We start from the raw sequence: 23,218 nt of genomic DNA, 5'->3' as shown, positions 1-23,218 counted from the left end.
GTGACCTCCCGGCGGGAGATCATTACCCGGCGCGCCGGCTGAGCCAGGTCGCCGGCGCGCAGTCCACGTGCGCCCGCCCGGGACCTGGCCCGGATCCCCACCTCGTGAAGGAGATCCGATGACCGCCGCCCTGCTCCCTGCACCCACCGCCCCGGACGTGCCGGACCATGTGTCCGTCACCGTCACCGTCACCGTCGCCGTGACCGGCGGCCTCGAGGGCGTCCAGCGCGTCGTGACCCTGCTGCGCGGCCGCGGCTACCCGGTCCGCGGGCTCACGGCCGACCTCGCCGACGACGACACGGGTGCCCTCGGGGTGCGCCTGCCGCTCACGGCCGAGGAGGCCGAGCTGCTGCTCGCGCGCCTGCACCGCCTCCCGGCGGTGCTGCACGCGACGCTCGGCTGACCTGGGTCAGCCGAGGCCGGGCCCGCCCACCGGGGTGAGCTCGATGTACTCCGGCGGGCCCGCGAGCAGCGGCAGCACCGCGCCCAGGCCGGCCTCGCCGAGGTCGCGCTCGAGCGCGGCCTCCGACGCCTCCTCGTCCGACCACACCTCGGTGACCCAGACGGCGTCCTCCTCGTCCGGGGTGCGGTTGACGATGTACAGCTCGCACCCCGGCGCGGACCGCATGCCCTCGGCGACCCGCAGCATCCCCTCGGCCAGCGCGGCCCCCTCCCCGGGGGTCGCGATCATCCGGACGTACCTGCCGACGCGGGCGCTCATGCGGCGACGGTAGCCGCGCCGGAATCAGCCCGCGGTGACCGGGTCCGCGGCCGCGTCGACCGACGGGGTGCCGAAGCGCCGCAGCGCGCGGCCCTCCGGCGTGAACGCCGGCCAGCCCGGGTCGCCGGTCCGGGCGAACCCGGTCCACGCCGCGACCATCTCGTCCGCCAGCGCGCGGGGCGGGTCCTCGCCCGCCAGCGCGTCGGGTCCGGTCGCGCGCTCCGGCGTGCCGAACACGAACGGCAGCTCGAGGGCGTGGCAGGCGCCGAGCCCCCCGCCGAAGGCGGGGGAGCGCCAGGCGAACTCGTAGACGTGCGTGGAGCCGGACCCGGTCCCGGCGTGCGCGAGGGCGAGGCGCAGCGCCGGGCCGCGGAACACGAGGTCGGTGAGCAGGGCGGCGTACCGCTCGCCGGGCGTGGCCTCGGGGCGCGCGGCCAGCAGCTCCGCGGCGCGCGGGTGCACCGCGCCGAGCCCGGCGAGCGCCTGGGCGTCGGTCAGGGCGGCGAGCAGGCCGGTGGGGACGAGGTAGAGGTTCATCTCCTCGGCGTTGAACCCGGTGATCACGTCGACGCCGGCCGCGGACCCCTCGGCGACGGCCCCGAGCGGGGAGCGCGGCAGGACGTCGTCGCCGACCACCGGGCAGAACCCGCCGAGCCCGAAACCGGGATCGACGCCGTCGGGTTCGCGCAGGTCGCCGCGCTTCAGCGGATCGGACATGCGGTCCTGGGCGGCCAGGGTCTCGGCGAGCGGCCGCGCCCGGAAGGCCGCGGCGGAGGGCTCCACGCCCAGCTCGGCGGCGACCCGTGCGGCGAACCCGCGCAGCGGCCCCTCGCTGTGCACCATCTCCGCGCCGCCGCTCTGCACGATCGCCCGGCGGAACAGCCCGGCCGCGAGCGGCGAGCCGAGCAGGCAGCCCACGCTCATCGCGCCTGCGGACTCGCCGAACACCGTGACGTTCCCGGGGTCGCCGCCGAACGCGGCCGCGTTCTCCTGCACCCAGGCCAGGGCGGCGAGCTGGTCGCGCAGCCCGATGTTGGTGGCCCCGCCGGCGAGCGGGAGGAAGCCCTCGATCCCCAGCCGGTAGGTCACCGAGACCAGCACGACGCCGGCGCGGGCCAGCGCGGTCCCGTCGTAGACCGGGGCGCCGGGCTCGCCCGCCACGAACGCGCCGCCGTGCACGAACACCATCACGGGCAGCCCGGAGCCACCGGGGTCCGGCGTCCAGACGTCGACCGTCAGGTGGTCGTCGCCCGGCCGCCAGCCCTGCCCGATGACGGGGGAGAGGTCCAGGGGGCCGAAGGTGCGCGGCGGCTGCGGGGCGTTCGGGCCGGGGACGGTGCAGTCCCGCACGCCGTCCCACGCCGGCACCGCCGCGGGCGCGGCGAAGCGGAGCGGGCCGACGGGCGGCGCGGCGAACGGCACGCCCAGGAAGCGGGCCACCCCGTCCTTCTCGACGCCCCGGACCCGGCCCGCGCCGGTGACCGCCTCCGGCGCCTGACCGCCCGACCGCTGAACTGACCGCTGAACCGACCGCTCGCTCGCCTGCACGGTCTCCGGTCTACCGGATCACGCCAGCGGAAGCACGAGGATGCGGTCGTCGTCGGCCCCGGGGTCGCCGCGGCCGTCGCGGTTGCTGCTGGTGAACCACAGCGACTTCCCGTCCGGGGTGACCGCAACGGCGCGGATCCGGCCGTACGTGCCCTCGAACAGCACCTGCGGCTCGCCCAGCGAGCCGTCCGGGTTCACCGGGTAGCGGAAGAGCCGCTCCCCGCGCAGCGCGCCCGCGTACAGCGCGCCGTCCGCGTAGGCCAGCCCGCTCCACGAGGCGTCGTCCGTGCCCTGCTGGGCCAGCGGGTCGACGAAGCCGTCCCGGCCCTCGCGGCCCTCCACCTCCGGCCAGCCGTAGTTCCCGCCCGGGGTGATCAGGTTGATCTCGTCCCAGGTGCTCTGCCCGAACTCCGCGGAGAACAGCCGCCCGGCCGGGTCCCAGGCCAGGCCCTGCGGGTTGCGGTGGCCGAGGCTGTAGACCGCGGTGCCGAACGGGTTGCCGGGCGCGGGCTGCCCGTCCTTCGTCAGCCGCAGGATCTTCCCGCCGAGGTCGTCGCGGTCCTGCGCCGGCTCGCCGCGGCCCGCCTCGCCGGTCGCGACGTAGAGGAAGCCGTCCGGGCCGAACCTGATCTGGCCGCCGTCGTGGTTGCCGCCCTTGGGGATCCCGGTGAGGATCTCCTGCTGCCGCGACCCGTCGATCGTGCCGTCCGGGTTCGCCGTCAGCCGGACGACGCGGTTGTCGTCCGAGGTCGTGAACATGACGTAGACGCCGCGGTCGGTCACGTGGTCCGGGGACAGCGCCACGCCGAGCAGCCCGCCCTCGCCGGTCGGCGTGACGCCGTCGACCGTGCCCAGCCGGGTCACCGCACCGTCCGGGGCGACCCGCGAGATCGTCGCCGGGATGCGTTCGGTGACCAGCGCGGAGCCGTCCGGGAGGAAGGCGATGCCCCACGGCACCTCGAGGCCCGAGGCCAGCACCCACGGCGCGCCGTCCGCGGGCGCGCTCTGCGGGGTGGCGGACGGGGTGCCGGCCGGGGTGGCGGCCGTGGGTGCGGGGGCGGGGCCGGCGCAGGCCGTGGTGACGGCCAGGGTGCCCGCGAGCAGCAGCGCGGCGCCGGTCCGGAGGGGAAGGGCGGTGAGGGAGCGCACGTCACGAACCTATCCGGGCCGGTCGAACCGGGCGCGACGAACCCGACGGACCGGGAGGAAAACGGCAGCGGCGACCGCGGAGGTGGGGCCTGCACCCGGGAGGAGCGGTGGGTGGCCCCGCTCCGTCCGGTCCCGGGCGTCGGGCACCCTGGTGACCATGACCGTGGACCACATCCTGCTGGCGATCCCGCCGCTGGCGGTGTACCTGATCGTCGGGCTCGTGGTGGGTGTGGAGAGCCTCGGCATCCCGTTGCCGGGCGAGATCGTGCTGGTCAGCGCGGCGCTGCTGGCCTCGCACCACGAGGTCGCGGTCGACCCGGTGGCCGTCGGCGCGGCCGCGATCGTCGGTGCCGTCGTCGGCGACTCGATCGGCTACCTGATCGGCCGGCGCTTCGGCCTCCCGCTGTTCGACCGGCTCGGCCGGCGCTTCCCGAAGCACTTCGGGCCGCGGCACGTCGCCCTCGCCGAGCGGATCTTCGGCCGCTGGGGGACGTGGGCGGTGTTCTTCGGCCGGTTCGTGGCGCTGCTGCGGATCTTCGCCGGCCCGCTCGCCGGGGCGCTGCGGATGCACTACCCGCGGTTCCTCGCCGCCAACGTCGGCGGCGCGATCGCATGGGCCGGCGGGACCACCGCGGCCGTCTACTACCTGGGGATCGTCGCCGAGAAGTGGCTGTCCCGGTTCTCCTGGGTCGGGCTCGGCGTCGCGGTCGTCGCCGGCCTCGCCGTCGCCCTCGTGGTGCGGCGGCGCACCCACCGGATGCTCGACGAGGTCGAGCTGCCGGATCAGGCGGCGCCGGTGCCGACGGTCGAGGGCGCGGCCGGTTCCACGGCCCCCACCTCGGCCCCGTGACCGAGGACCGGCACGTGGCCGGCGGCGTCGAGGTCCGCGGAGCGCACCCCCAGGGCGCGCAGGGCGGCGGCGACCACGGCCGGCACGGGCCGGGCGGCACCGTCGAGCACGGTCAGGGCCAGCGCCCGCCCGTCGGGTAGCGCGGCGGCGAACACCCCCTCCGCCCCGTCCTTCGCGACGAGCCCGGGCACGGCCCGCAGGATGCGCGTCACCGGGCGGGCGGGGCCGCCGAGCCACTCGGGGTACGCCCGGACCGCCGCGGCGACCCGGCCCTCCGGACTGCCCGGCTCCGCCGTGGCGATCGTCGAGAAGGCGCGGGCCAGGCCCGCGACGGTGCAGGAGAAGAGCGGCGCGCCGCAGCCGTCGACGGCCACGTGGCGCACCTCGGCGCCGGTCAGCGCCTCGACGTGCCGGCGGATCGCCCGTTGCAGCGGGTGCGCGGGGTCGAGGTACGAGGCCGGGTCCCAGCCCGCGGCCACGCAGGTCGCGAGCATGGCGGCGTGCTTGCCGGAACAGTTCTGGGCGACCGGCTCCGGCGGCGAGCCGGACGCGCGCCAGGCCGCCGCGGCGTCCGGGTCGAGCGGGAGGTCCGGGGTGTTCTGCAGCGCGGTGGTGTCAAGTCCCGCGCCGGCCAGGATCCGGGCCGCGCCCTGCCGGTGCATGGGCAGGCCGGCGTGGCTGGCGGCCGCCAGCGCGAGGAGCTCGTCGTCGAGGTCCAGGCCGGCCCGCAGCATCGCCGCGGCCTGCACCGGCTTGAGCGACGAGCGCGGGAGGAAGACGGTGCCGGGCCGGCCGATCTGCGGGCCGCCGACCGTCGCCAGGTGCCCCAGGTGCACCGACTCGACCACCCCGGACCGGACGACGGTGGCCAGGACCCCGGCCCCGACCGCAACGCTCTCCCTCTCCACGGACGGCGACGGTAGCCGCCGCCGGCCGCTCCGCCGCTCGGGGCCGGGTGACCGTGCCGTTCAGACCGCCAGGACACCCGGCTCCAGGGCGGGCGGGTTCGGCCCGTACGCGTTGCCGCGCGCGGCCCGGGCCCGCGCGCCGGGCAGCGCGAAGACCCAGCGCAGGGCCGGGGGCGGGGCGATCGCGCGATCCCGCTGCCGCGCCTTCACCACCCGCTGCTCGGTGCGGACCTGCTGCGCCTGCACCCTGCGGATCGCAGCCTCCCGGTCGGCCTGCACCGCGATCAGGTCGCTCTCGTGTACCCCGCCCGCGCGCAGCGCCGGGACCAGCCGGTTCGCCGCGGCGACGGCGTCCTGCAGGGCCATGAGGATGCCGTTGCCGCCGACCGGGGAGATGACGTGCGCGGCGTCGCCGATCAGCAGAAGGCCCGGCTGCCACCAGCGGTCCACGCGGGCGATGTCGACCGACAGCAAGGTCGTCTGCCGCAGGTCGGTGAGCAGATCCGCGCGGTCGGCCAGCCACGGCACGTGCGTGCGGAGGAAGGACCGGATCGGCTCGACGCCCGCCTCGCGCGCCGCCGCGAACCCACCCTTCGGCAGCGACCAGCCGACCTGCCAGTCCTCCGGCCCGCCGAGCAGCCCGACGTAGTGGTCCGCGCCGAAGTAGAGGTCGACGTCGGCCTCCGGCGGGTCGTCCGCGCGCCGCGGCAGGGTGAACCAGAGGATGTCCGTCTGCGCCCCGAGCGAGCGGGCCGGCAGCCCGGCCAGGGCCCGCACCTTCGAGAACCGGCCGTCGGCGCCGACGACCAGGCTCGCCGGGAGCTCCTCGTCGCCGACGCGCACACCCGTCACCACGCCGTGCTCCTCGACCAGCCCGGAGACCCTGGACGAGGTGCGCAGCTCGAAGGCGGGCAGCTCGGCGGCCTTCGCGGCGAGGAAGTCGAGGAAGCGGGCCTGCGGCATGAGCGCGACGTACGGGAAGCGGCTGTCGAGCGCGCCGTAGTCGGCCGGGGTGAGGGTGCCGGCGGGGGTGTGGAAGCGGAAGTACCGGGCGGGGAAGTGGGGCAGCCGCAGCAGCTCGTCGGCCAGCCCCAGCTCGTCGAGCAGCTCGAGGGTCCACGGGTGCAGCGAGTCGCCGCGGAACCGGCGGTCGAAGTCGCGATGGGCCTCCAGCAGCGTCACCGGAACGCCGGCCCGGGCGAGCAGGTAGGCCAGCAGCATCCCGCCGGGGCCGCCGCCGACCACGCGCACGGGGGTCGTCACGCTCATGGTCCCCACGCTACCCGCTCGACGACGAAGTCTCTCGATGATCGAGTGATCACGCGACCTGTCGGCCCGCGGCCGGGCCTGGCACGATGCCCCGCATGGTGACGCCGCGGCGGACGAGGGTCGAGACGGTCGGCGAGGGAGCGGCGGTCACCACCCTCGAGCTCTTCTTCGACCTCGTCTTCGTGTTCGCGCTCACCCGCGTCACCGACTGGATGGCGGACGACCCCACGGCCGAGACCGTGCTCCGCGGCATGCTGATCCTCGTCGTCATGTGGTGGGCGTGGGTCGGTTACTCCTGGCTCGGCAACGTCGCGAAGGCCGACGAGGGCGTGATCCGGGTCGGCATGCTCGTCGCGATGGCCGGGGTGTTCATCGCCTCGATCACCATTCCCGAGGCGTTCGACGACCTGCCCGGCGGGCTGTCCGGGCCCGTCGTGTTCGCGATCGCGTACTTCGTCGTGCGGATCGTGCACCTCGGCATGTTCTGGATCTGCAGCCGCGACGACCCGCAGCTGCGGGGGCAGATCGTGCGGTGGATCCCGTCGGTGGTGCTGGGCACGGTGCTGCTGCTCCTCGCGTCGCAGGCCGAGGGCTGGGTGCAGACCGCGCTGTGGGCGGGCGCCCTGCTCGGTGACTACGTGGGCACGGCCCTGGCCGGCGCCTCCTGGCGGCTCAACTCGGCGCGCCACTTCGCCGAGCGCCACGGGCTGATCATCATCGTGGCGCTCGGTGAGTCGATCGTGTCCATCGGCATCGGCGTGGCCGCGTTGCCGGTCTCGTGGCCGATCATCATCGGGAGCGTGCTCGGGCTCGCGATCGCGGGCGCGATGTGGTGGGCCTACTTCGACGTCACCGCCCTCCTCACCGAGCACGCCCTGGCCGAGGCGACCGGCGAGCGGCAGATCAGGCTGGCCCGCGGCGGCTACACCTTCCTGCACCTGCCCATGGTCATCGGGATCATCCTGATGTCGCTCGGGCTCAAGAAGGCGCTGCTCTACATCGGCGGCGGCGAGGGGCACACGCTCGCCGACCCGATCTACGGCATCCCGCTCGCCGCGCTCTACGGCGGCGCCGCGATCTACCTCTTCGCCCACGTGTGGTTCAAGCGCTACCTGATCGGCACCGTCAACGTCGAGCGGATCGTCGTCGGCGTGGTGCTGCTGGCGATCACGCCGCTGGTCGCGCTGGTCCCGGCCGTCGTCGCGCTGCTGATCCTGGCCGTGGTCCTCTGCGGCCTCGTCGGCTACGAGACCCACCGCTTCCGCGAGCTCCGCCACCAGGTGCGGCATGGGCAGGCGGGGCACGCGGAGCACTGAGGTCGCGCAGGTCCTACGACGCCTGGCGCGCCGTCATCCCGGTCAGGGCGACGACATGGTCGCCTCGCGTCGTCGACCCGACTCAGTACTCCTTCTTGATGGTGAAGTACGAGCCGCGGATGGTCCCGGCCAGCTTCGACTTCTGGCGTGCGAACTTGAAGCGCGTGGCCAGCTCCTCGGGAACCTCCATCCCGTCGGACAGCTTGAACCCGACCGCCCTCTTGCCGCCGTCGTCGAGGGTGTACATGACGTTGACCGACAGGCCGTTCTCGTAGAAGACGTAGGCCATCCGGATGTTCTCGACCTGGAAGGCAGTCGCCTCGAGGGGTGGGGACGAGATGACGATGTCGCGTTCCTCCTGCAGGATCCGGTGCACCCACTCGATGGTGTCCTCGGAGTCGGCTGCGGGCTCCACCGTGAACTCATGGTTGTACTTGTTCTTGAAATAGCGGGCCTCGTTCGCCCGCAGGCCTGCGAGCGCGGCCGCGGCCGGCGACGACTCCAGCCCGACGGTCGACACGGTGTGGAAGTCCACGGTGTAGGTCATGACACGGAGTCCCTTCGCTCGGCGAGATGCCTCCTGGGCCCATCGCCGGAAATCCTGCCAGCGTGGAGCGAGTCCTCACAGATCAGGAGGCGGCCGAACTCCGGGCGGTGGCGGGCCGGGCCGTCGGTGACCCCTTCAGGACGGGTGTGCGGATGATGGATCATCGAAGGTCGACCGCGGCCCGGACATCACCTCGTCGACGTCCGCGGCGGAGCGATTCTGACTGAACATGAACGACGCCTGAGCGCCGGCTATCCGTGCAGGCGGTTGAGCAGCGTGGCCGGTTCGGTCGGGAGGCGGACGCCCGGGGCGATCTGGTCCAGCACCCGGGTGCCGTCGGGCGGGACGACCGCGGAGAGCAGGACGACGCGGCGGATCCGCCCGCCGAGCGCGGTCATGACGCGCGCAATGAGGTCGGTGCCAGCGCGCGATCCGCGACCGGGAAGGTCGACTGCGAGGGTGTCGTGTTCCAGCAGCGGGACGAGCTCGTCCCAGCAGGATGCGCCGTAGCCGGCGCCGTGGACGAGGACGAACGACATCGTGGGCTCCTCGGTGAGTCGGGCGGAAATCTGCGGCGCAACCTAACTGAACTCAGCTCAGTAGTCTAAAGTCCGATGTCGACGACGGGAGGCACAGGTGCGCGCGTATCGAATGACCGGACCCGGCCGGGCCGCTCTGGTGTCGGTGCCCGACCCGGAGCCGGGGCCCGGCGAGGTGCGGCTCGACGTCCTGGCGGCCGGGATCTGCCACTCCGACCTGAACGTGCTCGACCACGGCGTCGGCGCGGACTGGCCGCTGCCGATGACGCTCGGGCACGAGATCTGCGGGCGGGTGGCGGCGCTGGGCGCCGGGGTGGAGGGGCTCGAGATCGGCTCCCAGGTCCTCGTGCACGCCCCGCTCGGCTGCGGACGCTGCGACCGCTGCGTCCAGGAACGGACGAACTACTGCGACGAGCGGGACCGGCTGTCCGTCGCCGGCGTCGGCCTCGGGGTCGACGGCGGCATGGCCGACGCCGTCGTCGTCTCCCAGGAGCGGCTGGTGCCCGCCGACGGCCTCGATCCGGTGGCGGCGGCGACCCTCACCGACGCCGGACTCACGTCCTTCCACGCGATCGAGGGCTGCGCTGCGGATCTGGCGGATCCGGGTTCGGTCGCCGTCGTGATCGGGGTCGGCGGGCTGGGGCACCTCGCCATCGGGCTGCTGCACGCGCTGCGTCCCGCCCGGGTCGTCGCGGTCGACACCCGGGAGGCGGCCCGACAGCTGGCGCGGGACTGTGGCGCGGATGTCGCCGTGGCGCCGGACGAGGCCGCCGGCGCGGTGGCCGCGGTGGCCGGGCGGGGCGCCGACGTCGTCCTCGACTTCGCGGGCGCGCAGACGAGCATCGACCTGGCAACGTCGCTGCTGCGGACGGCGGGGGTGCTCGTCCTCGTCGGGAGCGGCGGGGGAGTGCTGCGGGTCGCCAAGCCCGGGGTGCTGCGCACGGGATTCCGCCTGCAGCTGCCGTTCTGGGGCTCGCGGACCGAGCTCGCGGCCGTGGTGGACCTGGCGCGTCAGGGGGGCCTCGCCCCGCACACCACCGTGTTCCTGCTCGCCGACGCCGACCGGGCCTTCGACGAGGTGCGCGGCGGCAGGCTGACCGGCCGGGCGGTCCTGGTCCCCGACTAGCGGGCCGACCACCCGCCGTCGACGAAGACCTCGGACCCGGTCGTGTACCCGGCGTCCGTGCTCGCGAGGAAGGCGACGGCTGCCGCGACCTCCTCGGGGCGGCCCAGTCGGCGCATCGGCGTGTTCGCCAGCATCGCGGCATGCCGCTCCGTGCCGGCGAACCGCTCCAGCAGCGGTGCGGTCCCGATGAAGGCGGGGACGACGGCGTTCACCCGGACCCCGCGAGTGGCCCAGTGCAGGGCGGCGTTCATGGTCATCGAGCGGACGGCGCCCTTGGCGGCGGCGTAGGAGAAGCTGTTGGCCAGGCCGCCCGTCGCGCCGAGGATCGAGGCGACGTTGACGATCGCCCCGCCGCCGCTGCGTTCGATCACGGGTCCGGCGTGCTTCATGCCGAGCCAGGTCCCGAGCTGGTCGACGTCGACGACCTGGTCCCACCGCCCGCGGCTCTCGGACTCCACGGTCCCGGTGCTGCCGATGCCGGCGTTGTTGACCAGCACGTCCACGCCGCCCCAGTGGTCCGCGACGGCGGCGACGACCTCGGCCCAGGCCTGCTCGTCCGCCACATCGAGACCCAGCGCGAGGGTCGGCCCGTCGAGCTCGGCGCCGAGCTTCTCGCAGGCTGTGGGATCCACATCGGTCAGCGCGACGCGAGCGCCCTCGGCGCTCAGCCGCGCCGCGATCGCGGTGCCGAGGCCGCCGGTGGCGCCGGTCAGGATCACGCGGGTGTCGTCGAGTCGTCGCACAGGGTCTCCAGACGGGTCGGGTCAGACGGCGGTGTAGCCGCCGTCGACGGGGACGGCGGTGCCCGTGATGAACGATGCCTGCGCCGAGAGCAGGAACGCGACGGCGGTCGCGATCTCCGCGGGCGCCGCCGTCCGGGCGATCGGCGGGGTGACCCGGCCGGCGATGGCGGTGCGCGGCTCGGGCCGCAGGCCGTGCGGGTCGTCGGCGCTGGACCGGGCCAGTTCCGTGGCGACCGGCCCCGGGCAGACGCAGTTCGCACGCAGCCCACGGTCCGCGTACTCCGCGGCGAGGCTGCGGGTCAGGGCGAGCACCGCCCCCTTCGACGCGTCGTAGGCGCTGGACCGTCCGGCCGCCACCAGGGATCCGACGGAGCCGATGGTGACGATCGCCCCGGCATCGGCGCGCAGGAGGTGGGGGAGGGCGGCGCGGACGCAGAGGAAGGTCCCGGTGAGGTTGACGTCGACCAGGCGCCGCCACACGTCGAGCGGCATCTCGTCGGTCGGGGTGCCGTCGGTGACCCCCGCGCAGGTCACGAGGCCGTCAAGGCCGCCCAGTGCGTCGACCGCGGTGGCCAGCGCGGCGTCGACTGAGTCGGCGTCGGCGACGTCGCAGGGAAGCTCGCGGGCCGCCGCGCCGCCGTCGGTCAGGGGCCGGATGTCCAGAGCTGCGACGGAAGCGCCCTGCGCCGCGAGCAGGTCGACGATCGCCCGTCCGATCCCGCTCGACGCTCCGGTGACGGCGATCCGCCGCCCCCGCAGCGCGGGGTCCATGGTCGGCAGCGTCATCGCGCCTCCTCGTCGTATCGGTGACGGCAAGAACCTAACTGAACTCAACTCGATAGGCCAGCGCTCTTGTCGCGGCCTCGGCGCCGGTCTACTCTTCGGGCCCGACTTGAACTGAACTCACCTCAGTTGCATTTCACGAAGGAGTGGAGATGCGTCCTCGACCGACGAGCGCGCTGGCCGCGCTGGCGGCGGTGCTCGCCATCGTGCTGACCGCCTGCGGCGGATCCTCGTCCGGCGGTGGGGCCGCCGACGACGGGTCCGGCCCCATCAAGATCGGCGCGTGGATCCCGCTGTCCGGCCCGCAGGCGGCGTCGGGTGTGCCTCAGATGGAGGGGGCGAAGGCCTACTTCAGCTGGGTCAACGACCACGGCGGGATCAACGGCCGTCAGGTCGACTGGATCGTGAAGGACAACGCCTACGACCCCCAGCAGACCGTGCAGGCCGCACGGCAGCTCGTCGGGCAGGAGGACGTCGTCGCGATCGTCAACGCGAACGGCGTCGCCCCGTCCGAGGCCGCGTTCCCGTTCGTCCTCGAGCAGTCCCAGGTCCCGATCGTCGACCACTACGGTGGCATCGCGAGCTGGTACACCCCGCCCCGACCGCTGCTGTTCGGGACGCAGACGCTCTACGAGGACCAGGCCGCGGCGATGGCGCAGTGGGCGGTCCAGTCCGGGGCCCGCAACCTCGTCGTGGTGCATGACGACCCGAAGGCGTTCGCCGACGTGGCCGGGCAGATCGGGCCGGCGGCGGAGCGGGAGCAGCCCGGCGTCACGACGACCGCGGTACCGGTCAAGCTGGGGACCACGGACTTCGCGCCGGCGGTCAGCCAGGTGAAGGCCGCGGGTGGTGACGCGGTGATGCTGGTCCTCCCGGCTCCGGAGGCCGCGGCGTACCTCAAGGCCGCCGCCCTGCAGGGCGTGTCGCTACCGACCTACGGCTACGCACCGACCGCGTCGGGCACCACGGTGACGCTGGCCGGCCCCGCCGCCGAGGGCTACCACTCGGTGTCGCTGGTCCGCTCGCCCACCGAGCAGACGCCGGAGATGCAGCAGTTCCGGGACGCGATCGCGAAGTACTCGCCGGGACAGCCCGCCGACTTCTCGACCCTGCTCGGCTACGCCAACGCGGCTGTCTTCGTGGAGATCGCCAAGACCATCCAGGGACCGGTGACCTCGGAGTCGATCGCGGCCGCGTACGGCAAGGCCTCGGACGTGAAGACCGGGGTCGCGCCGGACATGTCGTTCTCGGCGCAGTCGCACCTCGGCACACGGGACGTCCAGCGGGTCACCGTCCGGAACGGTCAGTGGGTCTCCGAGGGCGACTTCGTCAGCGCGCCGGAGCGGGGGTAGGCCGTGGACCTCGACGAGGCACTCGCCACCACCCGCGCCGTCCGACGGCGTCTCGACCCCTCCCGCCCGGTGCCCGCGGGCCTGGTCCGCGAGTGCGTGACCCTCGCGATGCAGGCTCCGGCGGGGTCGAACGTCGCACGGACCCGGTTCGTCGTGGTGCGCGATCCCGCGTTGCGCGGCGCCGTCGCCGACCTCTACTCCGACGTGTACCTGAACTCCTACAAGGACTCCGAGGGGTACATCGGGCGCGTGCAGGTCGCGGACGCCGAGGAGGCGGCCGCGCAGGAGCGCACCGGCCGCTCGGCCGACGCACTGGAACGCGCGCTGCACGAGGTCGACACGATCGTCATCGCCTGTCTCGACGGTGCCCGGCTCGACGGTGCCGCCGGGTTCGCCAGCGCGTCGCTGCTGGGCGGGGTCCTGCCCGCGGTCTGGAGCATGATGCTCGCCGCGCGGGCCCGGGGCCTGGGCACCTGTTGGACGACGATGCACCTCGCGCGGGAGAAGGAGGTCGCCGAGCTGCTGGACATCCCCTTCGACACGGTCCAGCAGGTCTGCCTGACGCCGCTGGCCTTCACGGTGGGCACCGACTTCCGGCCCGCCCGCCGCCCGACGGTCGACGACGTCCTGTTCTGGGACCGGTGGGACGCCTCGGCGCCGCGCCCGCCCGCCGTCACGGGACTGATCACCCGATGAGCGAGCTGTTCCTCGTCGTGGTGAGCGGGATCGCCAGCGGTGCCGTCTACGGCCTGCTCGGACTGGGTCTCGTGATCATCTACCGGGCCACCGACGTGGTGAACTTCGCGCTGGCGAGCATGGCCACGCTCGCCGTGTACGTCGCGCTCATGGTCGTGCAGCGCGGGCTCGGGGTGGGGTCCGCCGTGATCGCCGCGGTCCTCGTGGCCGTCGTCCTCGGGCTCGTCGTCCGCGAGCTGGTGATCCGCCCGCTCGGCACGGGGCGGCTGTTCGCCGCGCTGGTGATGACGATGGGGGTGTCGCTGATCGCAGAGGCGGTGATCAGCGACGTCTGGGGGACCGAGCCGCACGCCTTCCCGCCGCTGGTGGGGGGCACCGTGACGCTCGGCTCGGCCACGCTCGCCACCCAGGACCTGGTGGTGATCGGAGTGTCCGCCGTCGCGATGCTCGCCGTGGGCTACCTCTTCACCCGCACCACCCTGGGCTCGGCGATGCGCGCGGCGGCCGAGTCGGCGACCACCGCGCAGATCGTCGGCGTGCCCGCGCAGCGGGTCGCGCGCATCGCGTGGGCGCTCGGCCTGGGGCTCGCCGCGCTCGCGGCGGTCCTCTACGTCCCCCGGGTCGGACTCGCGCCGACGGTGCTGGCCGCCCCGCTGTTCCGGGCGTTCGCCGGCATCTTCCTCGGTGGGCTGACCAGCATGCACGGCGCGGTGATCGGCGGCGTGACGATCGGAGTGCTGGAGAACCTCGCCGCCTCCTACGTCTCGGCGAACTTCCGTGACACCTTCGTCTTCGCGCTGACGATCCTCATCCTGCTGCTGCGGCCGCAAGGCCTCTTCGGCACCCGCAGCTTCGAGAGGGTCTGAGCGCCATGATCCTGACCTGGAAGGTGGCGGTGCGAGCGGTCCTCGGCCCGGTGGCCGCGGTGCTGCTCGTGGTGCTCGTCGAGAGCGGGCTCCTGCCCGGGTACCAGGCGTACTCGGTGGCCCTGGCCGCGACTTACACGATCCTGGTGCTGAGCGTCGGGCTGCTGGCGGGCTGGGCGGGCATCTGGTCCGTGGGCCATCCCGCGCTGTTCGCCATCGGCGCCTACACGGTCGCCCACGGCTCGGCGCACGGCTGGGCGTTGGAGCCGACGGTGCTCGTGGCGATGCTGCTCGCCGGCGGCTGCGGTGCGTTCCTCGGGTTCGCCGGGGCGCGCTTCTCGGTGCTCTACATCGCCTTGCTCACCCTGGCCTTCAGCCTCGTCGCGCTCGAGGTCATCAACCGCTGGGTCGACGTGACCGGCGGGGACCAGGGCGTCCCGGTCACCGACCTGCCCAGCGTGACGGGCGCGGGCTCGCTCGGCTCCGGCGGTTCGGAGGCCGTCGTGGCGGCCATCCTGACCGCCGGGATCGTCGTCGGGATCGCCGTGCTGGCCCGCTCGACCAGCCTGCGGATGCGGATGGTCGCGGCGAAGTCGCACCCGGTGGTGGCCCGTTCGGTCGGGATCGCACCGGAGGCGCAGAGCGCCCTCGCGTTCGGCGTGAGCGGCGCCGCGACCGGGCTGGCCGGCGCCCTGCTCGGGTTGATCACCGGCTTCGTCAGTCCGGAGACGTTCTCGCTGACCCTGGGGATCAACACCGTCGCCGCAGCGGTGCTCGGGGGCGTCGGTGCGGTCGGCGGCGGGGTGTTCGGCGGGATCTTCCTGGCGTTCGCGCCGGGCCTGGCCGGGCTGCTGGGCGTCGACCAGCTGATCCTGCAAGGGACACTGTTGATCCTCGCGTTGCTGCTCCTGCCCGCCGGGGTGGTGCCCGCGCTCGGGAGCGTGCTGCGCACGCTCCTGCGGCGGGTGCGCCGGCCGGGCGAGCCGTCGGTCGTCGAGACCCCGGGCGAGCCGGCCCCCGCGCCGGCCGCGGAGCGACGGACGCTCGAGGTCGCGGACCTCGGCGTGGCCTTCGGCGGGCTGCAGGCGCTCGAGGGGGTGTCGCTCTCGGTATCCCCGGGTGAGGTCCTCGCGATCATCGGGCCGAACGGCGCCGGCAAGACGACGCTGGTCAACGCCCTGTGCGGCCTCGTCTCCGGCGGCCGGACGGCGGGCTCGGCGACCTTCGGCGGCGTCGACCTGCTGCGGGCGCGCGCGACCCGTCGCCGACGGCTCGGCATCGGCCGCACCTTCCAGCACGCCGAGGTCTTCACCGAGCTGACGGTCGCCGAGAACCTGCTCTGCACCACGCGGTGGACCACTCCGACGCGCCGACGGGCAGTCGACGCCCTGCTCGGAAGGATCGGCCTCGCGGGCCAGGGGGACGTGCATCCCGACCAGCTGCCCTTCGGCCCGCAGAAGCGGCTCGACCTCGGGCGCGCCGTCGCCGAGCAGCCCGGCCTGTTGATCATGGACGAGCCGTTCGGCGGCCTGGACGCCGAGGAGCGCAGGCTGCTCGCCGGCCAGATCCAGGGCCTGCGCGCGGCGGGGACGTCGGTCGTCGTGATCGACCACGTCCTGGAGGACCTGTTCGCCGTCGCGGATCGGGTGGTGGCGTTCGACTTCGGCCGCCCGATCGGCTCCGGCGCGCCGGACGAGATCCTGGCCGACGACCGCGTCCGCAGCTCCTACCTCGGGACGACGTCCGCGCGGCAGCCCCGCACGTCCGCCCGCGCCGAGGGGCCGCCCGCGATCGCGCTGTCCGGGGTGACCCATCGGTACGGCGGGGTGACCGCGCTCGACGGCGTCGACCTGGCCGTTCACCCCGGCGTCGTCCTGGCGGTGGTCGGGGCGAACGGTGCGGGCAAGAGCACGTTGGGCCAGGTCCTGCACGGCACACTCAGTCCCTCCGCGGGGACGCGGACCACCGACGGCGCGGTGCGCAGCAGCCTGGTCCCGGAGGGTCGGGCCCTCTTCCGGACGCTGTCGGTGCAGGAGAACCTGGAGGTCGCCGGCTACGCCGCCGGCATCTCGGGGCGGGACCTGCGGTCCCGGATCGACCAGGCCGTCGAGTGGCTGCCCGAACGCGTCCGGACCCGGCTGTCCATCCCGGCCGCGGCGCTGTCCGGGGGCGAGCAACAGCTCCTCGCCATCGCTCGCGCGTTGATCGCCGACCCACGCCTCCTCGTCGTCGACGAACCGGCGCTGGGTCTCGCCCCGGCCCTCGTCGACGAGGTGTACGGACGGATCACCGGCCTCGCCGAGGACGGGGTGACGGTGGTGGTGCTGGAGCAGCTCCTCACCCGGGCGCTCGCCGTGGCGCACGAGGTGGTCGTGCTGCACGAGGGCGTGGTCCGGGCGACCGGCTCGCCCGACGATCCGGGCTTCGCCACGCGGGCCGAACAGGCCTATTTCGGGTTCCCGGTCGGCGGCGGCGTCCGCGCCGGCTGATCGCCCCCTTGACAGGGGCGGCGGCGGCCCGCACGATCTAAGATGAATTCAGTTCAGTTTCAGGAGGAACCATGGCAGTCGAGGACGACATCCAGTTCGAGCGTGACGGTCACGTGGCGCGGATCTGGCTGAACCGACCGCACAAGCGCAACTGCATCACCGTGCCGATGCTGCACAAGCTCGACGAGTACATCACCGAGATCGAGGCGGACTCCGAGCTCCGCGTCGTGGTGGTGCGTGGCCGGGAGAACACCTTCTCCTCGGGCTTCGACCTCGACAGCCTGCAGTCGGACTTCATCGGTACCAGCACCGCGATGGACGTCGCGGTCGTGTCGGCGAAGGTCTGCGACCGGCTCTACAACATGACCAAGCCGTCGGTGGCGGTGCTCGAGGGCTACGTGACCGCGGGCGGCTTCGAGGTGATGATCTCCTGCGACTTCGCGATCGCGGACGAGACCGCGCAGATCGGCGACTTCCACATCCGCCGTGCCCTGTTCGGCGGCGCCGGCCCGATCTACCGCCTGCCGCGCATGCTGGGCATCCGCAAGACCAAGGAGCTCATGCTCACCGGCAAGCTGCTCTCGGGCAAGGAGGCGGACGAGTTCGACCTGGTCAACGCCAGTGCGCCCGCCGAGAAGCTCGACGAGACGGTGGAGGAGTTCATCAGCCACCTCACCGACAAGAGCCCGTTCCAGATGAAGCTCACCAAGATGGCGATCGACCGGGGCCTCGACGCCGACATCGCCTCGCTGATGGTGCTGGAGCACCTGGCTGTGGGCGTCACGCTGAACTCGGAGGACGCCGCCGAGGGCGTCGCGGCCTTCCTGGAGAAGCGCGACGCCAAGTGGACCGGGCGCTGACCGCATCGTGATCACGTCGGCGGTCCCGCGCGTGGCGCGGGCCGCCGGCGCCACGACCGGTCAGGGCCTGTGGAGGGATGAGATGACGGAGACAGTCGACACGGCGGTCGATGCGGACCCGGTCCTCGCGAACCGCGTGCGCGCGCAGCTCGGCCTCGGCGAGATCCACGCGCTGGCCGTCCTCGAGGGCGGCCGGTCGGGCCTGACCTACACGATCGGGGCAGGCTCGGACCGGGCCGTGGTCAAGGCGGTACCCCCGGGCCGCAGGGCGGTGGGACGCAACGACGTCCTCCACCAGGCCGCGATCCTGGAGGCGCTGGCCGACACTGCGGTTCCGGCGCCCGCGGTACTCGCCCGCGACACCGAGCAGCCCGCCTGGTTCGCGATGGAGTTCGCCGCGGGGCAGGCCGCGGAGCCGGTCCTCGACGTCGACGCCGCGGTCGAGCCCGCGCTGGCGCGGACCCGGATGCTCGAGGCGGCGCGGATCCTCGGCGCGCTGCACGCCGTGCCGCTCGACGTCGTGGAGCGGAGCCTGGCCGACACCGGCGGGACCCTGCCCGAGGCGATCACCGCCGACGGCGAGGTGGCCCGCTGGGCGACGACGATGGACGCCGTGCCGGAGGACCTGCGCCCGGGCGGTGGGGAGCTGGTCGAGCGACTGGCCGCCTCGGTGCCTGCCCCGGTGGCGCCGGTGATCGTGCACGGCGACTTCCGTCTCGGGAACCTGCTGTTCACGGACGCGACGGCGACCGCCCTGGTCGACTGGGAGATCTGGAGCGTCGGCGACCCGCGGGTGGACCTCGGCTGGTTCGGGGTGTTCACCGACGGGGCGCTGTTCCCCGGGTCCGGCCGGGTCGTCGAGGGGCTCCCGAGCGACGCCGAGCTCGCCGAGGCGTACCGCGCGTCCCGCGGTGGAGATGGTGGCACCTCGGCGGACGCCGCCTGGTTCAGCGCGCTCGGCCGGATGAAGATGGCGGCGATCATGGGGCACAACCTGGTGCGCCACCGCACCGGCGCCCACCACGATCCCGTCCAGGAACAGCTCCCACGGACCATCACGGCGTTGATCACGGACGGCCTGCGGCTGCTGGAGGGGTCCCGATGAGCGTTCCCACCCCGGCCGCGCTGTTCGACCTGACCGGCCGCACCGCCCTGGTGACCGGCGCGTCGTCCGGGCTGGGGGAACGGTTCGTGCGCGTGCTCGCCGCCGCGGGCGCCACGGTCTGGGCGGCGGCGCGGCGCAAGGAGCGCCTCGACGCGCTGGCCGCCGAGGTCCCCGGGCTCCGCACGGCGGCCGCGGACGTGTCGTCGGAGGCGGACCGCGCCGCGCTCGTCGAGCGGGTGGTGGCGGAGTCCGGCCCGATCGAGGTTCTGGTCAACAACGCGGGAGCCGGCAGCCCGGCCAAACCGCACCGTGAGACGAGCGCCGAGTTCGCGGACGTCCTGGGGCTCAATCTCACCGGCCCCTTCCACCTGGCGCAGCTCGCCGCGGCCGCGGCGAGCGGACGCCCGTTGTCGATCGTGAACGTCAGCTCGATCGTCGGGCTGGTCTCCACGGCGCCGCGCGGCGGCGCGAGCTACGCGGCGAGCAAGGCGGGCCTGATCGGCCTGACCCGACAGCTCGCCGGCCACTGGGGCCGCGACGGCGTGCGCGCCAACGCGCTGGCCCCCGGATGGTTCCGGACCGAGATGAACGACGCGATGTTCGCCGACGACGCGTCGGTGCGCTGGATCGAGCGCAACACCCTGCTGCGTCGGGGTGGTGACCCGGGCGAGCTGGACGGGGCGCTGTTGTTCCTCGCCTCGGGCGCCTCCACCTACTGCACCGGGCAGGTCCTGGCGGTCGACGGCGGGTGGACGGCCCGATGACCGCGGTGACCGAGAGCGCCCTCGCGGACTACGCCGCGACCGCTCGGACCTGGCTGGCCGAGCAGCTCACCCCGCGAGGCGACGCGCCGCGCGAGTCGGTGGCGGTGTTCCACGATCTCCCCTTCGACGACGAGCGTGCCCTGTTGGGACGCATCCAGGACTGGCTGCGCGCGCGGTACGACGCCGGCTATGGCGCGATCTCGTGGCCGGTCGAGCACGGTGGCGCTGGTCTGTCGGCGTTGCACGAGGAGGCCTTCGCGGAGGTCGAGCGTGAGTTCGAGACGCCCGGGCAGCACGAGCTGACCTCGGTGTCGACCGAACTGATCGCGCCGACGGTGCAGCTGTTCGGCACGCCGTCGCAGAAGGAGATGCTGGTTCGGCCGCTACTCCGTGGGGACGCCCTGGCGTGCCAGCTGTTCTCCGAGCCGTCGGCGGGGTCGGACCTCGCGGGGCTCGCGACCCGGGCGGTCCGGGACGGCGACGAGTGGATCGTCAACGGGCAGAAGGTGTGGAGCTCCGGCGCACAGTTCGCGGGCTGGGGCGAGCTGATCTGCCGCACCGACCCGGACGTGCCGAAGCACAAGGGGCTCACCGCCTTCCTGCTGCCGATGGACACCCCCGGAGTGGACGTGCGGCCGCTGCGGCAGATGTCCGGGGGTTCGTCGTTCTGCGAGGTCTTCCTCGACGACGTCCGGATCCCGGACTCGCTGCGCCTGGGCGAGGTCGGCGGGGGCTGGGGCGTCACGCTCGCCACGCTCGGCTTCGAACGGGGGTCGTCCGGGGCGAACATGGACCTGGGCGGCGGGTTCGCCCAGCTCGCGGAGGACGCCCGCCGGCTCGGTCGGACCGGGGACCCGGACGTCCGGCGGGTGCTGGCGGACGTCTGGACGGCGGAGAAGGTCGCGGCGCTGTCGGCCCAGCGCGATCGGGAGACCCGGCTGGCCGGCGGCGAACCGGGTCCCATGGGCTCGCTGCGCAAGCTCGACTGGGCCCAACGACTCAAGCTCGTCTCCGAGGCGGCGGCGCTGGTGCTCGGCCCGCGGCTGGTCGCGGACGCCGGGGACGGGACCTACCGCTGGACCGAGCACTACCTGGGCGCGCCGGGCTACCGGATCGCCGGGGGTTCCGACGAGGTGCAGCGGACGATCATCGCGGAGCGCCTGCTGGGGCTGCCCGCGGAGCCCCGAGGCGATCGGGGCGTGGCGTGGAAGGACATCCCGAGATGAGCTCTCTCGATGCGGCGGTCGCGGCCGCCCGGGCCGTCGACCAGCCGCTGGCCGGTCGACGGGCGCTGGTCACCGGCGGATCGCGCGGCCTGGGCCGCGAGATCGCCATCGCGTTCGCCGCGGCGGGCGCGGACGTGGCGGTGGCCTCGCGCAAGAAGGACGCCTGCGAGGAACTGGCCGAGGAGCTGGCGGCGGCGACCGGGCGCCGGGTGACCGCGCACGCGGCGCACGTCGGCGACTGGGACCGGCTCGACCCGCTGCTCGACGAGGTCGAGCAGGAGCTCGGCCCGCTGGACGTGCTGGTGAACAACGCGGGCATGGCGCCGCTGTACTCCTCCCTCGAGGAGGTGTCGGAAGCGTTGTTCGACAAGGTCTTCGCGGTGAACGTCCGCGGCCCGTTCCGGCTGATGGCCGCGGCGGGGAAGCGGATGGTGGCCCGGGGTGGCGGCGCGATCCTCAACATCTCGTCGATGGGGTCGCAGCGCCCGACGGCGGGCGACCTGCCCTACACGGCGGCGAAGTCGGCGTTGAACACGCTGACGGCGGGGTTCGCGCAGGAGTACGGGCCGTCGGTGCGGGTGAACACGATCCTGGCGGGTCCGTTCGCCACCGACATCAGCAAGGCCTGGGACCCGGAGGCGGTGGCGCGCATGGCGCAGGACTGGCCGGCGAAGCGGGTCGGCGAGCCGCACGAGATCGTCGGTGCGGCGCTCTACCTCTGCGGGCCGCACGCCACGTACACGACCGGCGCCTTGCTCGCCGTCGACGGCGGACGGCTGGCCGCGCCGTGATCGCCGGGAAGACGACCGTCGACGACGCCCTTTTCGTCGAGACCGTGGAGGGCCCGGCGCTGCTCGGCAGCCGGTGCACGGACTGCGCGGCCCACACCTTCCCGCGCCAGGGCGGCTGCCCGCGCTGCACGGGGTCGGCGATGGAGGACGTACCGCTGTCCCGGAGGGGCACGCTGTGGTCCTGGACGGTGCAGGGGTTCCGGCCCAAGCCGCCCTACACCGGCACCGAGAACTACGAGCCCTACGGCGTCGGGTACGTCGAGCTGCCCGGGCAGCTGATCGTGGAGACCCGGCTGGTGGAGACCGACCCGGTGAAGCTGGAGATCGGCATGGCCGTGGAGCTGGTCCTCGCCCCCTACCGGGACGACGAGTTCGGCTGGCCGGTGCACACGTTCGCGTTCGTGGCGGTGACGGCATGAGCGGGGTCGCGATCGTCGGGATCGGGATTCACCGGTTCGGGCGCACCGAGGGCATCTCGGGCCGGGCGCAGGCGGTCCAGGCGGCGCGGGAGGCGTTGCGCGACTGTGGACTGCGCTTCTCCGACATGCAGTTCGGGTTCGGCGGCTCGCACTCTGCGGGCGACGCGGACACCCTGGTCTCCGAGCTCGGGCTGACCGGGCTGCCGTTCATCAACGTCGCCAACGGCTGCGCGACGGGCGGGTCGGCGCTGATCGCCGCAGACGCCGCGATCCGCTCCGGGCAGCACGACGTCGGCATCGTGATCGGGTTCGACAAGCACCCGCGCGGGGCCTTCAACACCGACCCGGCCGAGCACGGCATCGGGGCCTGGTACGGCGAGACCGGGCTGATGGTCACCACGCAGTTCTTCGGCCTGAAGATCCAGCGCTACCTGCACGAGCACGGCATCGCGCCGGGCGTGCTGGCCACGATCGCCGAGAAGGCCTTCCGCAACGGCGCCCGCAACCCGATGGCGTGGCGGCGCAAGGAGATCGACGCCGCGGAGATCGCGGCGGCGCCAATGATCTCCCACCCGCTGACCCAGTACATGTACTGCTCGCCCGCCGAGGGTGCGGTCGCGTTGGTCCTGTGCCGGGCGGACAAGGCCCGCGAGTACACCGAGCATCCGGTGTTCCTGCAGGGCGCGGCGTTCCGCTCCCGCCGGTACGGGTCGTTCGAGGTGTTCTCGCCCTGGACGGCCGCGGAGCGGGCGGACTCGCCCACGGTCGAGGCGGCCGCGGCGGCGTTCGCGGCGGCGGGGATCGCCCCGTCGGAGGTCGACGTGGCGCAGGTCCAGGACACCGAGTCCGGCGCCGAGCTGATGCACATGGCCGAGACCGGGCTGTGCGCGCACGGCGAGCAGGAGGAGCTGATCGCCTCCGGGGCGACCGCGATCGAGGGCAGGCTGCCGGTCAACACCGACGGTGGCTGCCTGGCCAACGGCGAGCCGATCGGCGCCTCCGGCCTGCGGCAGGTCTACGAGAACGTGCTCCAGCTGCGCGGGGGCGCGGGGGAGCACCAGGTCCCGGGGGACCCGCGAGTCGGGTTCACCCACGTCTACGGGGCGCCGGGCATCTCCGCCTGCACCGTCCTGACCCGGTAGGAGCGAGTC

General features: G+C 73.9%; 24 protein-coding genes. 15 read left to right on the top strand and 9 right to left on the bottom strand.

What is annotated here, in order from left to right; translation table 11 throughout:
* The first annotated feature begins 118 nt into the window (after positions 1-118).
* Positions 119-403, top strand: a complete 285-nt coding sequence (locus AB0B41_RS12165) for a hypothetical protein (RefSeq protein WP_358201983.1) — start codon at positions 119-121, stop codon at positions 401-403.
* A 6-nt stretch (positions 404-409) separates the two neighbouring features.
* Here AB0B41_RS12165 and AB0B41_RS12160 read toward each other — a convergent pair whose 3' ends face one another.
* From AB0B41_RS12160 to AB0B41_RS12150, 3 genes are read right to left on the bottom strand one after another with little or no spacing between them, the layout of a single operon-like run.
* A complete protein-coding gene (locus tag AB0B41_RS12160) occupies positions 410-721 on the bottom strand; it encodes a putative quinol monooxygenase (RefSeq protein ID WP_358201981.1) in 312 nt (103 codons plus the stop codon).
* 24 nt (positions 722-745) lie between these two features.
* Positions 746-2,269, bottom strand: a complete 1,524-nt coding sequence (locus AB0B41_RS12155) for a carboxylesterase family protein (RefSeq protein ID WP_358201979.1) — start codon at positions 2,267-2,269, stop codon at positions 746-748.
* Positions 2,270-2,287: 18 nt separating this feature from the next.
* Positions 2,288-3,418, bottom strand: coding sequence for a PQQ-dependent sugar dehydrogenase (locus tag AB0B41_RS12150; RefSeq protein WP_358201977.1), 1,131 nt, complete (start codon positions 3,416-3,418; stop codon positions 2,288-2,290).
* Between the two features lie 157 nt (positions 3,419-3,575).
* On the opposite strand from AB0B41_RS12150, the gene AB0B41_RS12145 reads away from it, so the two are divergent.
* Complete coding sequence (locus AB0B41_RS12145; protein ID WP_358201974.1) at positions 3,576-4,268, top strand: DedA family protein; 693 nt, start codon at positions 3,576-3,578, stop codon at positions 4,266-4,268.
* Here the strand turns inward: AB0B41_RS12145 and AB0B41_RS12140 are convergent.
* Together AB0B41_RS12140 and AB0B41_RS12135 are read right to left on the bottom strand one after the other, a co-directional pair.
* Positions 4,202-5,176: an asparaginase gene (locus AB0B41_RS12140; RefSeq protein WP_358201972.1), complete on the bottom strand. Its 975-nt coding sequence runs from the start codon at positions 5,174-5,176 to the stop codon at positions 4,202-4,204. The genes AB0B41_RS12145 and AB0B41_RS12140 overlap by 67 nt on opposite strands.
* Positions 5,177-5,236: 60 nt before the next feature.
* A complete protein-coding gene (locus tag AB0B41_RS12135; RefSeq protein WP_358201969.1) occupies positions 5,237-6,445 on the bottom strand; it encodes an FAD-dependent oxidoreductase in 1,209 nt (402 codons plus the stop codon).
* 95 nt (positions 6,446-6,540) lie between these two features.
* Here AB0B41_RS12135 and AB0B41_RS12130 point away from each other — a divergent pair, with 95 nt between their 5' ends.
* Entirely contained in the window at positions 6,541-7,761 is a 1,221-nt protein-coding gene (locus AB0B41_RS12130) for a low temperature requirement protein A (RefSeq protein ID WP_358201967.1), read from the top strand.
* An 82-nt stretch (positions 7,762-7,843) separates the two neighbouring features.
* On the opposite strand, the gene AB0B41_RS12125 is transcribed toward AB0B41_RS12130, so the two are convergent.
* Together AB0B41_RS12125 and AB0B41_RS12120 are read right to left on the bottom strand one after the other, a co-directional pair.
* Entirely contained in the window at positions 7,844-8,308 is a 465-nt protein-coding gene (locus tag AB0B41_RS12125) for a phage tail protein (protein ID WP_358201965.1), read from the bottom strand.
* 251 nt (positions 8,309-8,559) lie between these two features.
* Positions 8,560-8,847, bottom strand: coding sequence for an alpha/beta fold hydrolase (locus AB0B41_RS12120; RefSeq protein ID WP_358201964.1), 288 nt, complete (start codon positions 8,845-8,847; stop codon positions 8,560-8,562).
* 112 nt (positions 8,848-8,959) lie between these two features.
* Between AB0B41_RS12120 and AB0B41_RS12115 the strand changes: the two genes are divergently transcribed.
* The gene (locus AB0B41_RS12115; RefSeq protein WP_358201962.1) at positions 8,960-9,973 is read left to right on the top strand and encodes an alcohol dehydrogenase catalytic domain-containing protein; all 1,014 of its coding nucleotides are present in this window, start codon (positions 8,960-8,962) and stop codon (positions 9,971-9,973) included.
* On the opposite strand, the gene AB0B41_RS12110 is transcribed toward AB0B41_RS12115, so the two are convergent.
* Positions 9,970-10,716, bottom strand: a complete 747-nt coding sequence (locus AB0B41_RS12110; RefSeq protein WP_358201960.1) for an SDR family NAD(P)-dependent oxidoreductase — start codon at positions 10,714-10,716, stop codon at positions 9,970-9,972. The two genes, AB0B41_RS12115 and AB0B41_RS12110, sit on opposite strands and share 4 nt — an antisense overlap.
* 21 nt (positions 10,717-10,737) lie before the next feature.
* Positions 10,738-11,502: an SDR family NAD(P)-dependent oxidoreductase gene (locus AB0B41_RS12105; RefSeq protein ID WP_358201958.1), complete on the bottom strand. Its 765-nt coding sequence runs from the start codon at positions 11,500-11,502 to the stop codon at positions 10,738-10,740.
* A 149-nt stretch (positions 11,503-11,651) separates the two neighbouring features.
* On the opposite strand from AB0B41_RS12105, the gene AB0B41_RS12100 reads away from it, so the two are divergent.
* The 11 genes from AB0B41_RS12100 to AB0B41_RS12050 all read left to right on the top strand — a co-directional run bounded on the left by AB0B41_RS12100 (position 11,652) and on the right by AB0B41_RS12050 (position 23,209).
* The gene (locus AB0B41_RS12100) at positions 11,652-12,851 is read left to right on the top strand and encodes an ABC transporter substrate-binding protein (protein ID WP_358201955.1); all 1,200 of its coding nucleotides are present in this window, start codon (positions 11,652-11,654) and stop codon (positions 12,849-12,851) included.
* 3 nt (positions 12,852-12,854) lie between these two features.
* On the top strand, positions 12,855-13,547 hold the full coding sequence (locus AB0B41_RS12095) for a nitroreductase family protein (protein ID WP_358201953.1): 693 nt from the start codon (positions 12,855-12,857) through the stop codon (positions 13,545-13,547).
* Positions 13,544-14,413 carry a branched-chain amino acid ABC transporter permease gene (locus AB0B41_RS12090; protein ID WP_345381051.1) on the top strand — a complete coding sequence of 290 codons (870 nt, stop codon included), beginning with the start codon at positions 13,544-13,546 and terminating at the stop codon, positions 14,411-14,413. The genes AB0B41_RS12095 and AB0B41_RS12090 overlap by 4 nt, the downstream gene beginning before the upstream one ends.
* A gap of 5 nt (positions 14,414-14,418) precedes the next feature.
* Positions 14,419-16,902 (top strand): ATP-binding cassette domain-containing protein, encoded by a 2,484-nt coding sequence (locus tag AB0B41_RS12085; protein ID WP_358201951.1) that lies wholly within the window; start codon positions 14,419-14,421, stop codon positions 16,900-16,902.
* Positions 16,903-16,973: 71 nt separating this feature from the next.
* Positions 16,974-17,762, top strand: coding sequence for an enoyl-CoA hydratase/isomerase family protein (locus AB0B41_RS12080; RefSeq protein WP_037048955.1), 789 nt, complete (start codon positions 16,974-16,976; stop codon positions 17,760-17,762).
* Between the two features lie 82 nt (positions 17,763-17,844).
* A complete protein-coding gene (locus tag AB0B41_RS12075) occupies positions 17,845-18,867 on the top strand; it encodes a phosphotransferase family protein (protein ID WP_358201949.1) in 1,023 nt (340 codons plus the stop codon).
* Entirely contained in the window at positions 18,864-19,631 is a 768-nt protein-coding gene (locus tag AB0B41_RS12070) for an SDR family oxidoreductase (protein ID WP_358201947.1), read from the top strand. The genes AB0B41_RS12075 and AB0B41_RS12070 overlap by 4 nt, the downstream gene beginning before the upstream one ends.
* On the top strand, positions 19,628-20,857 hold the full coding sequence (locus AB0B41_RS12065; protein ID WP_358201944.1) for an acyl-CoA dehydrogenase family protein: 1,230 nt from the start codon (positions 19,628-19,630) through the stop codon (positions 20,855-20,857). The genes AB0B41_RS12070 and AB0B41_RS12065 overlap by 4 nt, the downstream gene beginning before the upstream one ends.
* Entirely contained in the window at positions 20,854-21,648 is a 795-nt protein-coding gene (locus tag AB0B41_RS12060; RefSeq protein WP_358201942.1) for a glucose 1-dehydrogenase, read from the top strand. The genes AB0B41_RS12065 and AB0B41_RS12060 overlap by 4 nt, the downstream gene beginning before the upstream one ends.
* Positions 21,645-22,067 carry an OB-fold domain-containing protein gene (locus tag AB0B41_RS12055; protein ID WP_358201940.1) on the top strand — a complete coding sequence of 141 codons (423 nt, stop codon included), beginning with the start codon at positions 21,645-21,647 and terminating at the stop codon, positions 22,065-22,067. Before AB0B41_RS12060 ends, AB0B41_RS12055 begins: the two co-directional genes overlap by 4 nt.
* Complete coding sequence (locus AB0B41_RS12050; protein ID WP_358201938.1) at positions 22,064-23,209, top strand: thiolase family protein; 1,146 nt, start codon at positions 22,064-22,066, stop codon at positions 23,207-23,209. Before AB0B41_RS12055 ends, AB0B41_RS12050 begins: the two co-directional genes overlap by 4 nt.
* Positions 23,210-23,218 lie beyond the last annotated feature (9 nt).

This window comes from Pseudonocardia sp. NPDC049154, from assembly GCF_040648315.1.
Classification (GTDB): Bacteria; Actinomycetota; Actinomycetes; order Mycobacteriales; family Pseudonocardiaceae; genus Pseudonocardia.
The sequence above is the reverse complement of the archived record's forward strand: the minus strand, read 5'-3'. Positions and strand labels throughout refer to the sequence as shown.

Excerpts from the sequence above, each read along its gene's own strand:
- AB0B41_RS12165 (WP_358201983.1), top strand. The coding sequence starts at position 119 with ATGACCGCCGCCCTGCTCCCTGCACCCACCGCCCCGGACGTGCCGGAC.
- AB0B41_RS12160 (WP_358201981.1), bottom strand. The coding sequence starts at position 721 with ATGAGCGCCCGCGTCGGCAGGTACGTCCGGATGATCGCGACCCCCGGG.
- AB0B41_RS12145 (WP_358201974.1), top strand. The coding sequence starts at position 3,576 with ATGACCGTGGACCACATCCTGCTGGCGATCCCGCCGCTGGCGGTGTAC.
- AB0B41_RS12135 (WP_358201969.1), bottom strand. The coding sequence starts at position 6,445 with ATGAGCGTGACGACCCCCGTGCGCGTGGTCGGCGGCGGCCCCGGCGGG.
- AB0B41_RS12130 (WP_358201967.1), top strand. The coding sequence starts at position 6,541 with ATGGTGACGCCGCGGCGGACGAGGGTCGAGACGGTCGGCGAGGGAGCG.
- AB0B41_RS12125 (WP_358201965.1), bottom strand. The coding sequence starts at position 8,308 with ATGACCTACACCGTGGACTTCCACACCGTGTCGACCGTCGGGCTGGAG.
- AB0B41_RS12120 (WP_358201964.1), bottom strand. The coding sequence starts at position 8,847 with ATGTCGTTCGTCCTCGTCCACGGCGCCGGCTACGGCGCATCCTGCTGG.
- AB0B41_RS12115 (WP_358201962.1), top strand. The coding sequence starts at position 8,960 with ATGACCGGACCCGGCCGGGCCGCTCTGGTGTCGGTGCCCGACCCGGAG.
- AB0B41_RS12105 (WP_358201958.1), bottom strand. The coding sequence starts at position 11,502 with ATGACGCTGCCGACCATGGACCCCGCGCTGCGGGGGCGGCGGATCGCC.
- AB0B41_RS12100 (WP_358201955.1), top strand. The coding sequence starts at position 11,652 with ATGCGTCCTCGACCGACGAGCGCGCTGGCCGCGCTGGCGGCGGTGCTC.
- AB0B41_RS12090 (WP_345381051.1), top strand. The coding sequence starts at position 13,544 with ATGAGCGAGCTGTTCCTCGTCGTGGTGAGCGGGATCGCCAGCGGTGCC.
- AB0B41_RS12085 (WP_358201951.1), top strand. The coding sequence starts at position 14,419 with ATGATCCTGACCTGGAAGGTGGCGGTGCGAGCGGTCCTCGGCCCGGTG.
- AB0B41_RS12080 (WP_037048955.1), top strand. The coding sequence starts at position 16,974 with ATGGCAGTCGAGGACGACATCCAGTTCGAGCGTGACGGTCACGTGGCG.
- AB0B41_RS12075 (WP_358201949.1), top strand. The coding sequence starts at position 17,845 with ATGACGGAGACAGTCGACACGGCGGTCGATGCGGACCCGGTCCTCGCG.
- AB0B41_RS12070 (WP_358201947.1), top strand. The coding sequence starts at position 18,864 with ATGAGCGTTCCCACCCCGGCCGCGCTGTTCGACCTGACCGGCCGCACC.
- AB0B41_RS12065 (WP_358201944.1), top strand. The coding sequence starts at position 19,628 with ATGACCGCGGTGACCGAGAGCGCCCTCGCGGACTACGCCGCGACCGCT.
- AB0B41_RS12060 (WP_358201942.1), top strand. The coding sequence starts at position 20,854 with ATGAGCTCTCTCGATGCGGCGGTCGCGGCCGCCCGGGCCGTCGACCAG.
- AB0B41_RS12050 (WP_358201938.1), top strand. The coding sequence starts at position 22,064 with ATGAGCGGGGTCGCGATCGTCGGGATCGGGATTCACCGGTTCGGGCGC.